The following is a 13,351-nucleotide window of genomic DNA, read 5'->3' as shown; positions in this document are numbered from 1 at the left end:
GTGTTTCAATTGACGAATGTCTGAAAAGAATAACAATCATTCAGCGTGAACAAGGGAATAAGATAACGATTGAACGTCATATGGAGAAGGGGGCGGGTTATAAAATTGATCAGCGAAGGAGGGCACTCGGTTTGAAACCATTGACTGAGTTGATTCAAGCATATACGTCGACCGTCAAACAAGGAGACATGCCGCTCGCGTATCGAGGTATCCTTGAATTTCTAGGGCACCTGCGATCTCGTTTCATGAAGAGTGGATACGAGGTGAGCGGTCTGTACCCAGGCTATATGGATATGTCTTACGTATCGGTAAACACATCGTCTTTGAAAGAGAGAGGGCTTAAAATCGCAGTTGTCTATCTCCATGGTACAGGGTGCTTTGAGGTGTGGTTGTCCGCTCGCAATAGGACACTGTCGGAACAGTACGCGACCACGTTTCAAACAGTACAAGGCTTCCATAACGATGAAAATCTAGATGCCATTCTTGAGCGCGCATTGACATCTTCTCCCGATTTTGATGAGCCGGAGCAGTTGGCTGAATTGATTGAGCGGGAAGTCGAACGGTTCATTCAAGATGTGGAAACAATACTCGAGGGAGGGCGCTGATGGATTGGATGGCCGAAGTAGAAATGAGACTGAAGCGAGGTAATCAACTTCTGTGTGCGAAAGACAATACGTTTTTGGAAACATCCGGCAGACGGGTATTTGATTCCTATAGGAGCGACAAATCTCTATAACCTGGTTTTGTCGCACGCTGTCAGTCAACGTAAGGCGCACCAGTAGAAGCAGCAAGGAAGGGTTGGTCAAAAACAGGATATGAGGAGATCGTGTAAATGATGAAACAGACTAAAATGACAACTGTAGATGAATACATTTTACAATTTCCTGTTGAGGTTCAAGCAATCCTCCAGACGCTGAGGAAGTTAGTAAAAGACATCTCCCCTGAGGCAGAAGAAAAGATGAGTTACCAAATGCCCACGTATTATTTAAAAGGTAATTTGGTGCACTTTGCAGCATATAAAAATCATATTGGATTTTATCCAACTCCAGCAGGCATCGACGCTTTCAAAGATGAGTTATCCGACTACAAAAGTGCAAAAGGTTCTGTTCAGTTTCCGATTGATAAACCGATTCCTTTCGAATTAATAAAGAGGATAGTTGAGTTTAGAGTGAGTGAGATGAACGGTGACGCCGTAAAAAATAAAGAGTGACCGAGATATCGGCTTTATTTCCTGCCCACGAGATCGAAGTCGGTTGAAGTTACTAGAGAACTACGCGAAAACATGCAAAAAGACGGGCATTGAGGCCCGTCTTTTGTTTACAACACTTTACCGATCGCGGTTTCCCGTTCAGGAACTGCATCTTCACGCATCGCGTTGATTTCTTTATACTCGTTCGTATCTTTCCACAACTCGTCTTTCAACGGATTGAGTTTGTATTTGACGATCCGTGTCACTTGCCAGACGGCGAGGACGACGTTCAGTGCTAGACTAACAAGGGCAAGGGTCCAGTTCGCTGCCGGATTATACGACACGCTGACGTTAAACGTGCTGCCGACGGCGAAGAAGTAAGGGAACGTCATGACCCACATCATCCAAAACGATAGCGTTTGGGCACGGTTTTGCATCCATGTCCCTTTCGCCCAAAGAAGAACAGGGACCGTCGCGGCGATGTTCAAAGCAAAGCCTGAGTAGAACGCGTTGCCCGGTGCGCATGAATAGACGTAAGCGATATTCCAAATGCCGTACGCGACAATCCATAGCTTCGTTTGGTCCGGCCAAAGCATGTCTTTCTTCTTACCTGATGTGGCGAAGATGCCGACCCAGCCACAGATGAGGAGCAAGTTCAAGATCCCGGCGACGGCGTTCACATAGTTCCAGCCGCCCGAGATGTATTCCATCCCGTCGACCATTCCTTCAAACCCCATGATGCCGACTTGGAACTCCCGGACGACGGCCTCGGCGATGTTGAGCGCTAAAATTCCAGGCACGAGGATCAGGTACCACGGATGTTTCTTATGATAATCCGTGAAGCGGATGACCATATAAATCAAACTACCGGCTAATGCCGAATACACTTTCACCCAATGGAACCATGAGGTGATCTCAGGGTCGGCGGTGAAGACCCAAATCGGGGTCAAGGCAATCGGTACGACCATAAACATGAAGATACTCGCTTTTTTACTAGACCGGACGATTTCATTCAACCCGATCAACAAGCCGAACACGACGAACCACATCGCGACGTTGTACCAAGGAATCGATTCAAAGAAGAACATACGTAACGCCCCTTTCATTTCTAAAGTGTAGTGGAAAAAATGATTTCTAAAACATACCGAACGTTCGTTATGTTTATGTGAAAAGTGTAACAAACTTAAGAAAGCGTTGTCAATCGAGTTTGGGACGTCACAGTGACATGTCATAAATCCGTCAAATCATTATGATATAATTAGCCATTATTGTGTGAGGAGCGTCGAGCAGATGATGAACGAAGGAAAGCAAAAAATATTAGAGGCGGCGCGAGCGACGATCGTCGAACACGGGATTCAAGGAACGACGCTTCGGGGGATTGCCAAGCGAGCGGGTCTGAGTACGGGTGCCATCTATCATTATTACAGTTCGAAAGAAGCAATTCTGTACGATGTGATGGATGAAGGGCTAGGAGAGATTCGCCGGATCGCGACCGTGTCTCTTGAAGATCAAAAAGAAGTGAAAGAAATCATTCAAGAAATTTTTGCTGGGATGCAGGACCGATTAAAAAAAGATGCGGAGAATCGATTACAGTTTTACTTGGCCCATGAGGCGATGCTCGGGAACGAGGAACTACAACTCAAGTTCAAGCAAAAGTACGAGGATTGGATCAGTCGGGTGGAAGCCATCTTCGTGCGGGCATACGGCGTCGAGCATGGTCCCTCAACACGAGCGGTCGCCGCGTGGACGATGGCGGCCATCGATGGGATGGTGCTCCAAACGTTGTTGAATGTTCAAGTTGTCGAATCGGTTCATACGAATCGGGTACTGGAGTATTTACTACAGGACGGGTTTACGCACTTCTTTAAGATCATCCAAAATGATCAGCGTTGAGATTCTTAAAGTATTGTCAGTTGATACAACCGGTCGAACATAATAGAATGGATAAAGTGATTTGTTGGACCAGATAGGAAAGGGAATGATTTGACATGAACGAAAACTTCTGGCGCGATTTGCCGCGTCCATTCTTTATACTTGCCCCGATGGAAGACGTCACCGATGTCGTCTTCCGCCACGTCGTTGCCCACGCGGGACGTCCTGACGTGTTCTTCACCGAGTTCGCTAACTCGGACAGCTACTGCCATCCGGAAGGGAAAGGCAGTCTGCGCGGACGGTTGACGTTCACCGAGGATGAGCAGCCGATCGTCGCCCACATATGGGGAGACAACCCGGACTACTTCCGTGAGATGAGCATCGGTATGGCCGAGATGGGCTATAAAGGGCTCGACATCAATATGGGTTGCCCGGTGCCGAACGTCGCCAAACGCGGGAAAGGGAGCGGACTTATCCTCCGTCCTGACGTCGCGGCGGAACTCATTCAAGCGGCGAAAGCCGGCGGCATCCCGGTCAGCGTCAAGACACGACTCGGCTTTGCAAAGCTCGACGAGTGGCGCGACTGGTTGACGCATCTCTTAAAGCAAGATATCGCCAACTTGTCGATTCACTTGCGCACACGCAACGAAATGAGTAAAGTCGACGCGCATTGGGAGATGATCCCAGACATCGTGAAACTGCGCGACGAAATCGCACCAGATACGCTCATCACGATTAACGGCGACATTCTCGACCGCCAGATGGGATTAGAACTCGTCGAGAAGTATGGCGTCGACGGCGTCATGATCGGCCGTGGGATCTTCAAGAACCCGTTCGCGTTCGAAAAAGAGCCACGCGAGCACTCGATGGAAGAACACCTCGACTTGCTTCGTCTCCAACTCGATTTGCAGGACAAGTTCCAAGAAGAGGTGCCACGTTCGATTTCGAACTTGCATCGTTTCTTCAAGATTTACGTGAAAGGGTTCCGCGGGGCGAGCGACCTCCGTGTGAAGCTCATGGATACGAAATCGACGGATGAAGTGCGGGCACATCTCGATGCGTTCGTTGAGAACTACCATAAAGAAGAAGCGGCACTCGCCGAGGCGGCGTTGACAGTCGAATAAGGGATGATGGGATTCAGCAGATGCTGGGTCCTTTTTATATGGGACGATGGAAAAATGAAACATGTATTGAATTCGATGCGTATGAAATGAATGGAAGGGGAGGATGAACATGAATGAATGGCGTGAATCAGCGGTCGGGCTTGGTCTTGTGTTTGGAACGGCTGGCGGGTTGGTCATCTCTTTATTATTCGATTTTCCGTCTGTATATGGCATCGTCATCGGTTCAATCATCGGATATTGGATTGGACTGCTGATCTCCATCCGTGCGATGAAACGATGACGCCCCATTGATTAAAACATGAGGAGGTTTCCACTTGAGTGAATTTCAATTTATAACGAGTACACAACCATTACAAGAAGTTGAAAATCCATATATCGAGTTCTTATCAATCAACGAGGCCATCAAAAAAGGTGTCATTTTGCCTGAGATGCTCACAGGCGACGAGGACCTCGATCGTGATGAGAAGATTTTGATGAACGTCGAGTCGGAAGAGCAGCTCGACGAGATTGAGATGAAGCGAGATCTCTATTATGACGTGGAGAACGTCGAGGCGTATTCTTCAAAACTGCACGTCGTTGAATTGCGCTGGCGCTATTCCGACTCGAGAGCCGAACAGCTTGTCGAGTATATAACCAACCACTTGCAGACAGCGGATGAGGTTGAGATTTGGAAAGTATGGGTCGATGAACAGACGGAACCAAGCGTCAAGACGATCACACGCGACGAGTTGACGATTGATTCGTTGCGATTTTTAGGGGACGTCGGATTTGAACGACCGGAGTGCCTTCGGGTGACAAAAGCATAATCTGACCGAACGAGTACTTTCGTTCGGTTTTTTGTTTTGTCTCCTCACTTGAAAAAGACTGCTATATTATGAGAAGAAGAGTCAGGAGGGAACACCATGCACATTTTAATCGTTGAAGACGACCGGACGATCGCGTCCGGACTCCAATATTCGCTTGAACAAGAACAATTCACGACGACGTTATGTCAAAACGTGGCCGACGCGACACGTTTGATTGACCAACAGTTACATACAATCGACCTGTACCTCTTTGATTTGTCGTTGCCGGATGGGAGCGGCTATGACTTGTGTCGGCTCGTGAAGCAAAAACACGATACGCCCGTCATTTTTTTGACGGCGTTTGATGACGAAGTCAATGTCGTCATGGGACTCGACATGGGCGCGGATGATTACATCACGAAACCGTTCCGGGTCCGTGAGCTTATCTCACGGATCCACTCGGTACTGCGTCGCTACAATAAGCAGGCCAGTTCGCCAATTCTGACAATCGGGTCGGTCGAAATCAATCCGCAAGACGCCAAAGTCAAAAAGGACGGACACGAGATCTTGTTGACGGCGCTCGAATATCGGTTATTGCTCATCTTTGGGAAACATACGGGACAAGTGTTGTCACGGGCCCAGCTGCTCGACCAGATGTGGGACGTGGGTGGGGACTTTGTGAATGACAATACGTTGACCGTCTATATCAAACGGTTACGTGAAAAGCTTGAGGACGACCCGCAGCACCCGACGTTGATTAAGACAATCCGCGGGATCGGCTATAAGGTGGAGGGCTAAGATGCTGCGAAACCGAGAAATCCGTATGTATTTGCTGAGTCTCTTTGTGATTATTAGTTTAGCTGTGGGCGCGGCACTGTTCATTTCGATGGAGGTCACACTCCTCGTTGCCGTCCTATCAATCGCATTCGTCGCCGTGACATATCGGTTCACGACGTGGCGGTATCGCGAAATCGAACAGCTGTCGAGCTACCTCCAAGAGATTAGCAACGGCAACTATAAACTCGACGTTCGCGACAACCGCGAAGGCGAGCTCAGTCTGTTGAAGAGCCAAATCTATAAAGTGACGAAGATGCTGTCGGAGCAAGGGACGCATCTCGAGGAAGACAAGCAGAAACTGACGGATGCGATTTCCGACATCTCTCATCAGCTGAAAACGCCGCTCACGTCGATGACGGTCATGGCGGACTTGCTCAGTGACCCGCGGCTGTCAGATGACAAGCGTCAAGAGTTCACGCATAACGTGCAAGTGCAGCTCGAGCGGATGGAGTGGCTCGTGTCGTCGCTCCTCAAGCTGTCTAAAATCGATGCCGGGACGATTCATTTTAAACGGGAACCGGTGTCCGTCCCCGAACTTGTTCAAGCCGTGACGGAACCGATGCTCGTGCCGATCGATATAAAAATGCAGCGGCTTCAGATTACGGGTGAGCGTGACGTCACATTTGAAGGTGATTTGAAGTGGACGATTGAGGCGCTCATCAACATTTTGAAGAATTGCGTCGAACATACACCGGAAGAAGGGGAGTTGTTCATCGAGTTCAGTGAGAACACACTCTACACGGAAATCATCATCCGCGACACGGGGAGCGGAATCGACAAACAAGACGTCCCGTATATCTTCCAGCGTTTTTATAAAGGTGTGAATGCGAGTGACGACAGTGTCGGAATCGGGCTCGCCATGGCCCACAGTATCATCACGAGCCAGCAAGGTGAATTGACTGTCCGCAGTGAACGTGGAGTCGGGACCGCGTTTCAAATTCGATTCTACAAAGCAATCGTCTAATCGTGTAAGTGACAAAATAGTCACTTTCGAGTCACGGACGTGTCACACTCGCTCGGTACACTCGAAGTAGATCAAGTACTGGAGGGTGCAACCATGAACATATTAGAAGTGAAGCATTTATCGAAAGTGTATGGGAAAGACGAGATGGAAGTGCGGGCGCTCGATGACGTGTCGTTCACCGTGAAAAAAGGGGAGTTCGTCTGTATCGTCGGACCATCGGGTTCAGGGAAGTCAACGTTGTTGCATTTGCTTGGCGGTGTCGACATCCCAACGAGCGGACAGGTTTTAATCGATGACACGGATATTTACAAGTTAGACGAGACACAGCTCGCCATCTTCCGGCGTCGTCAAATCGGCTTGATTTATCAATTTTACAATTTGATCCCGATTTTGACGGTCGAGGAGAACATCACGCTGCCGATGCTGTTGGACGAGCAAAAAGTCGACGCCGCCCATTTGGAGCGTATCATCGGCATCCTCGGGCTGTCGAACCGATTGACGCATCTGCCGAACCAACTGTCGGGCGGGCAACAGCAACGCGTTTCGATCGGACGAGCGCTCATCAGTAATCCGGCCATCATCTTGGCCGACGAGCCGACAGGGAACTTGGACAGTCAAAACAGCGAAGAGATTATGAGCCTTTTAAAACTGTTCAACAAGAAGTTCAATCAGACACTCATCGTCATCACCCACGACGAGCGAATCGCGTTGCAGGCGGACCGAATCATCTCGATCGAGGATGGGAAGATCGCGAAGAATGAGGTCGTCCGCTCATGAATATCATCCAAAAAATGACGATGCGGCATTTGCGTGAGAATAAACGGCGTTCGCTCGTCACCATCATCGGTGTGATCATCTCGGTGTCGATGATCACGGCCGTCACGACACTCGGCTCGTCTTTTCTCGACTTGATGATTCGTCAAGATATCGCAGACAACGGGGAATGGCACGTCAAATATGTCAACACGAATGCCGAGCAGGTCGAGGCGATTCGTGGCGACGCGGCGACCAAAGACGTCATTCTATCAAGTGATGGTTATGCGGAACTAGAAGGTTCGCAAAACGTATATAGACCGTATGTGTACATCCGGAACTATAACACGTCGGGTTTGAAAAACTTTCCGGTCGATTTGACGGAAGGACGCTTGCCGAAACGAGAAGGAGAAGTCGTCATTTCCGAGGCAATCCGTCAAAACGCTCTCGTCACGTACAACATCGGTGATCAGTTGACGCTCGATATCGGGGAGCGCATGGACGACACGTCAAATCGTGAGTTGACGCAAAATGATGGGTTGATTCGTGAAGGGGAAGATGTCCTCGAACGTTTGAAAGTCGATGATACGGTGACGCTGACTGTCGTCGGAACGATGGCGCGTCCGGCATGGGAGCCGACTTGGGCGCCGGGTTACACGGTCGTCGGATTCATCGATGACAAGGCGCTGAATGGGTCGACCGTCGATACGTTCGTCGCTTTGAACGATGTCAGCAACTCGATTTATGAAAAGACGGATCGATTGATGAAAGAACAAGGGATTGAAGGAGTTGCCTATAACACATCACTCCTTCGCTATTATGGGGTGACGGACGATGGCGGTCTACGCAAAACGCTATACGGATTCGCCGGGATCATCATGGCGGTGATCGTCATCGGTTCGATTTCGCTCATCTATAACGCGTTCGCCATCAGCGTGTCCGAACGTTCGCGTTATCTCGGGATGCTCGCAAGTGTCGGGGCAACGAAGCGACAAAAGCGGAACTCGGTCTATTTTGAAGGACTCATCATCGGTGGGATCAGCATCCCGATCGGTATCCTTGCCGGGGTGACCGGCATCGGGGTCACGTTCCTATTCATCAACGCGTTTGCTGAGAAAGCACTCAACTTGACGGAGAAGTTTGAGGTTGTCGTCACACCCGTCACGCTCATGCTGACGATTTTGATTTCGAGCGTGACGATTTTCATCTCCTGTTATCTTCCGGCCCGTCGCGCCTCTAAAATTTCAGCCATCGATGCGATTCGTCAGTCGCAGGACGTTCGATTGACGTCGAAGAACGTGAAGACGTCAAAACTTGTCCGGCGTATCTTCGGTTTGGAAGCAGAAATCGGATTGAAAAATACGAAGCGCAACCGGAAACGGTATTTAGCGACGGTGTTCTCGCTCGTCATTAGCATCGTGCTGTTTTTAGTCGTCAGTTACTTCACGGACCGGCTCGAACAATCGCTCGAGATGTCGCAAGGCACGTACGAGTTCGACATCCTCGTGAACGGGGCGAATCTTAATACGGATGACTTACGACGCTATGAGACGTTGGACGATGTGACGAACGGGACGTACTTCGAGAACACGACGGTTCGTACCTTAGTCAATCAGACACGGCTACCCGATACGATTTTGGAGCAAGAAGGTGTGACGGATTCATTTGTCGATGGAGAATATGACTACTACGTGTCGCTCTATCAGTTAGACGACAAAAGTTTTGACGACTATTTGAAACAGATTGGGGCATCCACTAGCGATTTTGCAGACGGAGAAATCCCGAGTGCCGTCTTGATTGATGAAGTATCCTATCAAGACTTCGATAAGAAAAAGTTCGTCACGTCAAAAACGATTGAGACAAAACTCGGCGATACGCTCGAACTACGGGACGAGAATGCAACGGATGAGGCGGCACCGCTCAAAATAATCAAAATCGCCGCCATGACCGACGTCGCCCCGACCGGTGTGATGACTAGTTCCCTCGGATGGCTCGATGTGATCGTTCGAGAAGGGACGTTTGGAGAGGATGCGATTGGTAATTTGTTGAAACAATCGAGTCCGTCGATTGCGTTGAACACGAATGACCCGGATGCGACGCAACAAGTGATTGAAGCGGAGCAAAATATGGATCAATATATCTTCAACGTGTCGGAACAGCGTGAACAACAAGAGCAAGTGTTATTGCTGCTATCGATTTTCGTCTACGGGTTTATCGTCTTGATCTCACTCATCTCGGTGGCGAACATCTTCAACACGATCTCGACGAGTGTCTCGCTCCGGCGCCGCGAATTCGCGATGCTGCGATCGGTCGGGATGACACCGAAAGGGTTCAACAAGATGGTGTACTATGAGAGCATCTTCTACGGCGTGAAGGCGCTGGCATATGGACTGCCAATCAGTGTGCTCATCATGTATCTCATCTACCGCGCGCAAATCAACACGTTCGAAGCCCCGTTCTCCTTGCCGTGGGCCGACATCTTATTCGTTACGGTCGTGATTTTCCTTATCGTCGGTGCTTCGATGCTGTACGCCATCTCGAAAGTAAAGTCGGATAATATCATCGACCGGTTGAAGCAAGAGAATAACTAATACGAATGCATAGGGATTCAGTGTCTACTGGGTCCCTTTTTTTGTAAAATGAGAATGAAGAAAGAGGTGAGCGAATGGACATCCGAGAATTATTGACCGAGGGGATTTGCGGTCAATTGGCCATGTCGACGAGGTTGTCGACATCGTGGGGGACAATCCGGACCGATTCGAGGAATTGATGACCGGCTTGACGGACGACCGTCCTGTCGTCCGAATGCGGAGCGCGGATGCGGTGGAGAAAGTGACGCGACGTCATCCAGAGCTGCTTCGACCGCACCAAACGACATTGTTCCAACAGCTGCATCTCGCCACCCAACAAGAAGTGAGGTGGCATTTGGCGCAACTCGTGACACGGATGGCATGGACCGAGGAAGAGGCGGCCGACATCGTCCGTGTACTCACTGGTTGGATCGACACCGAGACGAGCAACATTGTCATCGTCAATGCGCTTCAAGCGCTGTTTGACTTGAGCATGATACATCCACGATTCCGTGACGATGTAATCACGTTGCTCAAGGAAAAACGAGAGTCGGGGAGTCCAGCCGTGAAGAGCCGCTCAAAAAAACTTTTACGAAACGTGTGACCGATGCGTTTCGTTCCCGGTCTATAGAGATGAAGGTGAAAAGGAGGGGTTCAGTTGGATGATGGAGCGATTATCGATTTATATTTCGCCCGCTCCGAGCAGGCGATTGCGGCGACGGCGGAGAAGTACGGGGCGTATTGCCACACGATTTCATACAATATTTTGCATAGCCGTGAAGACGCCGACGAGTGTGTGAACGACACGTATATGAAAGTGTGGCACGCGATCCCACCGACACGACCGCGACGGTTTTCGGCCTACTTGGCGAAACTCGTCCGAAATGTCGCCCTCCATACATATGAGAAGGCGCACGCTAAAAAACGAGGTGGCAGTCAAGTGCCGCTCGTCCTCGAGGAACTCGAGCACTGTCTGTCGTCGTCGACCGATGATACGGAAGTGGTCGACTTGTTGAACGGATTTTTGGAACAGTTGCCGCAAGAGACACGACAGATTTTCATGTCGCGCTATTTTCACTTTCAATCGATTAAAGAAATCGCAAACGCGCGACAGTTGAGCGACAGCAAAGTGAAGATGGTGCTCATGCGGACGCGAAACGAGCTGAGGGACAAGTTGGCAGCGGAAGGGGTGATACGATGAGCGGGAAACGGTTGGCGCAGTTGATAGGGGAAGTCGATGATCGGTTTGTCGAAGAATCGATGCAGGGAAGTGTCAAGAAACGACAACGCGTCAAGTGGGTTGGAGGAATGATTGCAGTCGCCGCGGTCTCGCTTTTTGTGTTCTCGTGGGACGGCTTCAAAGAACGAATTCCGCTATCAGACAACTCGAGTAATATGTCGGTCGCCTATGTCGATGAAGGGGACATCGATGTCGGGATGTCGTCCGCGAATCTGATAGAGATGAGTGAGGAAGAACTGTTCTCGAAATGGGAACCGGCTTTGGTAAGAGGCGTCGTGACGCAAATCGATCACATCGAGCTCGACTTTAACGGACAAGAGGAATACCGGTCGCTCGTGACGATCGACGTGACAGACGTCTATCGGGGAGACATCGAGCCGGGCAGTGCAATCCAAGTGCTTACTGTCGCGGGCGTTGGTTCGGAGGTGTTGCAGTCGGATGCGGATGTCGTCTCCGAGCTTCGGTTAGGCATGGAAGGGATTTTTATGCCGATTCCATACGATGCATCACACATCTGGTCACAAAATGGGGCTACGCTTCAATTGACGGATGTGAGTGATTACGGTTTTCCGGACGGTGAGCGGTATATGTTCTTGAATACGGAACAAGGTCTCGTCTTCAATCGAGACGCTTATCCGTCCTTGTCGGGGGCTGAGACGATTGAGGATGTGGAAATGTTCATGATGAAACAGGCTCGATAAGACCAAAATAGGGAGAGGGGTGAATATCATGGCAACTAGTGAATGGCGTCAATCTGCCGTCGGGTTAGGGCTCGCGTTCGGGTCGGCTTTCGGGGTCATCATCCCGCTCATTTTTGGGTTCGAACTCGTCTATGGGATTGTGATTGGTGCGACCGTGGGCTGGATCATCGGGACCATCATTTCACTCAAACGAAAGTGAAGCAAACGTAACTGGAACCGTAATTACGTATGAATAGATGAAGTACGCAAGAGGGATTGTACTGATAGGAAAAATGATAGAAATGCAGAAAATGATTGTACTGAGAAGGAATCAAAGCGAAATCGAGAAACAGAACAGTGAGGGAGGAAGCCTATTGAGAATGTTACGAGCCAGACATTTTGAACAAGCCGAACAAACGATTGTGACATACGGAAGACCTTTAGAAATCGCATGGTTCAATCATTATTTTAACGAGCAATCACAGGAACACGTCGTACTTGAACTGAGTAAGTATCAAAACGACGATGGTGGATTTGGGCATGGGCTTGAGTCTGATTTCAGAGCCCCAATTTCCTCGCCGATGGCGACATCTGTCGGGTTGCGCCACTTGAATGAACTAAGCGGAATAGATGCGACAAAACCAATGATCGAAGCTGCGATTCACTATTTGGAAAATACGTATGACACATCGCGAAATGGTTGGTTTGCTGTGTCGAAAGATAGCAATGATTTTCCTCATGCTTTTTGGTGGCACTATGACGAGACCGAAAACATGACGATGATTGATCGAAATTGGGGAAATCCTTCCGCGGAGATTATTGCTTATCTTTATAAATATCGTGAATACACCACTCACTTAGACGCCGAGCGACTCGTCGAAGATGCTATTCAGTATATAAATCGGAAGCCCTTGTTCAATTCAGAAAATGAAATCTATTGTTTTATCAGATTGTTTGATGTGGTGCCTGAGGCGTGGCGAATGCGTCTCGAGAGTGGTCTCATCGATGCTGTCGGCCAAGTCATTGATTACGAAGAAGAACGTTGGCACGAATATGTCCCAACGCCGCTTAGCTTCATGTGCGCGAAAACGAATAACCGTTTCGGGATAAACGAACGGAAACTAGACGCCCACTTACATTTTGTGATGGATGAACTGGAAAGGCACGGAAAGATTTTGCCTCCATGGGGCAAAACGTATTATGAGACTGATTTGAACCAAGCCTATCCAGAATGGATTGGGGTATTGACGCTTAAAGCGTTACTTTCGTTGCGACGGTTTGACAGATTGGAGCCGAGCCGATGAAATGAGTCATTGAGGGGCTATGACAATTCAGCA

The 13,351-nt window shown here is 49.3% G+C and carries 16 protein-coding genes; 15 read left to right on the top strand and 1 reads right to left on the bottom strand.

Going from position 1 to position 13,351, the window contains the following annotated elements; all coding sequences use genetic code 11:
* Window positions 1-131 precede the first annotated feature (131 nt).
* Both L971_RS04515 and L971_RS04510 read left to right on the top strand, forming a co-directional pair.
* Complete coding sequence (locus L971_RS04515; RefSeq protein ID WP_024370553.1) at window positions 132-605, top strand: hypothetical protein; 474 nt, start codon at window positions 132-134, stop codon at window positions 603-605.
* A 230-nt stretch (window positions 606-835) separates the two neighbouring features.
* Window positions 836-1,210, top strand: a complete 375-nt coding sequence (locus L971_RS04510) for an iron chaperone (RefSeq protein WP_024370552.1) — start codon at window positions 836-838, stop codon at window positions 1,208-1,210.
* Between the two features lie 107 nt (window positions 1,211-1,317).
* Here L971_RS04510 and L971_RS04505 read toward each other — a convergent pair whose 3' ends face one another.
* Entirely contained in the window at window positions 1,318-2,277 is a 960-nt protein-coding gene (locus tag L971_RS04505) for a DUF5692 family protein (protein WP_034798973.1), read from the bottom strand.
* Window positions 2,278-2,479: 202 nt separating this feature from the next.
* Between L971_RS04505 and L971_RS04500 the strand changes: the two genes are divergently transcribed.
* The 13 genes from L971_RS04500 to L971_RS04450 all read left to right on the top strand — a co-directional run bounded on the left by L971_RS04500 (window position 2,480) and on the right by L971_RS04450 (window position 13,318).
* The gene (locus L971_RS04500; RefSeq protein WP_047374526.1) at window positions 2,480-3,082 is read left to right on the top strand and encodes a TetR/AcrR family transcriptional regulator; all 603 of its coding nucleotides are present in this window, start codon (window positions 2,480-2,482) and stop codon (window positions 3,080-3,082) included.
* A gap of 95 nt (window positions 3,083-3,177) precedes the next feature.
* A complete protein-coding gene (locus L971_RS04495; RefSeq protein ID WP_047374524.1) occupies window positions 3,178-4,185 on the top strand; it encodes a tRNA-dihydrouridine synthase in 1,008 nt (335 codons plus the stop codon).
* Window positions 4,186-4,294: 109 nt separating this feature from the next.
* Window positions 4,295-4,465 (top strand): hypothetical protein, encoded by a 171-nt coding sequence (locus L971_RS15030; RefSeq protein WP_156111491.1) that lies wholly within the window; start codon window positions 4,295-4,297, stop codon window positions 4,463-4,465.
* A gap of 34 nt (window positions 4,466-4,499) precedes the next feature.
* Window positions 4,500-4,991, top strand: a complete 492-nt coding sequence (locus L971_RS04490; protein WP_047374522.1) for a hypothetical protein — start codon at window positions 4,500-4,502, stop codon at window positions 4,989-4,991.
* Between the two features lie 96 nt (window positions 4,992-5,087).
* Window positions 5,088-5,768, top strand: coding sequence for a response regulator transcription factor (locus L971_RS04485; protein ID WP_047374520.1), 681 nt, complete (start codon window positions 5,088-5,090; stop codon window positions 5,766-5,768).
* Window position 5,769: 1 nt separating this feature from the next.
* The gene (locus L971_RS04480; RefSeq protein WP_047374518.1) at window positions 5,770-6,771 is read left to right on the top strand and encodes a sensor histidine kinase KdpD; all 1,002 of its coding nucleotides are present in this window, start codon (window positions 5,770-5,772) and stop codon (window positions 6,769-6,771) included.
* Window positions 6,772-6,864: 93 nt separating this feature from the next.
* The gene (locus L971_RS04475; RefSeq protein WP_047374516.1) at window positions 6,865-7,548 is read left to right on the top strand and encodes an ABC transporter ATP-binding protein; all 684 of its coding nucleotides are present in this window, start codon (window positions 6,865-6,867) and stop codon (window positions 7,546-7,548) included.
* The gene (locus L971_RS04470) at window positions 7,545-10,115 is read left to right on the top strand and encodes an ABC transporter permease (protein ID WP_047374514.1); all 2,571 of its coding nucleotides are present in this window, start codon (window positions 7,545-7,547) and stop codon (window positions 10,113-10,115) included. Before L971_RS04475 ends, L971_RS04470 begins: the two co-directional genes overlap by 4 nt.
* A 106-nt stretch (window positions 10,116-10,221) precedes the next feature.
* Complete coding sequence (locus L971_RS04465; protein WP_047374513.1) at window positions 10,222-10,698, top strand: hypothetical protein; 477 nt, start codon at window positions 10,222-10,224, stop codon at window positions 10,696-10,698.
* A gap of 54 nt (window positions 10,699-10,752) precedes the next feature.
* Window positions 10,753-11,295 carry an RNA polymerase sigma factor gene (locus L971_RS04460; protein WP_047374511.1) on the top strand — a complete coding sequence of 181 codons (543 nt, stop codon included), beginning with the start codon at window positions 10,753-10,755 and terminating at the stop codon, window positions 11,293-11,295.
* Window positions 11,292-12,035, top strand: a complete 744-nt coding sequence (locus L971_RS04455; protein ID WP_047374508.1) for a hypothetical protein — start codon at window positions 11,292-11,294, stop codon at window positions 12,033-12,035. The genes L971_RS04460 and L971_RS04455 overlap by 4 nt, the downstream gene beginning before the upstream one ends.
* A 28-nt stretch (window positions 12,036-12,063) precedes the next feature.
* Window positions 12,064-12,234, top strand: a complete 171-nt coding sequence (locus L971_RS15025) for a septum formation initiator (protein WP_115336686.1) — start codon at window positions 12,064-12,066, stop codon at window positions 12,232-12,234.
* 82 nt (window positions 12,235-12,316) lie between these two features.
* Entirely contained in the window at window positions 12,317-13,318 is a 1,002-nt protein-coding gene (locus tag L971_RS04450) for a hypothetical protein (protein WP_197053160.1), read from the top strand.
* Window positions 13,319-13,351: the final 33 nt, after the last annotated feature.

Origin of the sequence: Exiguobacterium sp. ZOR0005 (assembly GCF_000798975.1) — a bacterium.
GTDB lineage: Bacteria > Bacillota > Bacilli > Exiguobacteriales > Exiguobacteriaceae > Exiguobacterium > Exiguobacterium aurantiacum.
Note: the sequence above shows the minus strand (reverse complement) of the source record. Positions and strands in the feature narration are given on the sequence as shown.

Bases quoted from the DNA above. Each gene is read 5' to 3' on its own strand.
- L971_RS04510 (WP_024370552.1), top strand. From the start codon at position 836: ATGAAACAGACTAAAATGACAACTGTAGATGAATACATTTTACAATTT.
- L971_RS04505 (WP_034798973.1), bottom strand. From the start codon at position 2,277: ATGTTCTTCTTTGAATCGATTCCTTGGTACAACGTCGCGATGTGGTTC.
- L971_RS04500 (WP_047374526.1), top strand. From the start codon at position 2,480: ATGATGAACGAAGGAAAGCAAAAAATATTAGAGGCGGCGCGAGCGACG.
- L971_RS04495 (WP_047374524.1), top strand. From the start codon at position 3,178: ATGAACGAAAACTTCTGGCGCGATTTGCCGCGTCCATTCTTTATACTT.
- L971_RS15030 (WP_156111491.1), top strand. From the start codon at position 4,295: ATGAATGAATGGCGTGAATCAGCGGTCGGGCTTGGTCTTGTGTTTGGA.
- L971_RS04485 (WP_047374520.1), top strand. From the start codon at position 5,088: ATGCACATTTTAATCGTTGAAGACGACCGGACGATCGCGTCCGGACTC.
- L971_RS04480 (WP_047374518.1), top strand. From the start codon at position 5,770: ATGCTGCGAAACCGAGAAATCCGTATGTATTTGCTGAGTCTCTTTGTG.
- L971_RS04475 (WP_047374516.1), top strand. From the start codon at position 6,865: ATGAACATATTAGAAGTGAAGCATTTATCGAAAGTGTATGGGAAAGAC.
- L971_RS04470 (WP_047374514.1), top strand. From the start codon at position 7,545: ATGAATATCATCCAAAAAATGACGATGCGGCATTTGCGTGAGAATAAA.
- L971_RS04455 (WP_047374508.1), top strand. From the start codon at position 11,292: ATGAGCGGGAAACGGTTGGCGCAGTTGATAGGGGAAGTCGATGATCGG.
- L971_RS15025 (WP_115336686.1), top strand. From the start codon at position 12,064: ATGGCAACTAGTGAATGGCGTCAATCTGCCGTCGGGTTAGGGCTCGCG.
- L971_RS04450 (WP_197053160.1), top strand. From the start codon at position 12,317: ATGCAGAAAATGATTGTACTGAGAAGGAATCAAAGCGAAATCGAGAAA.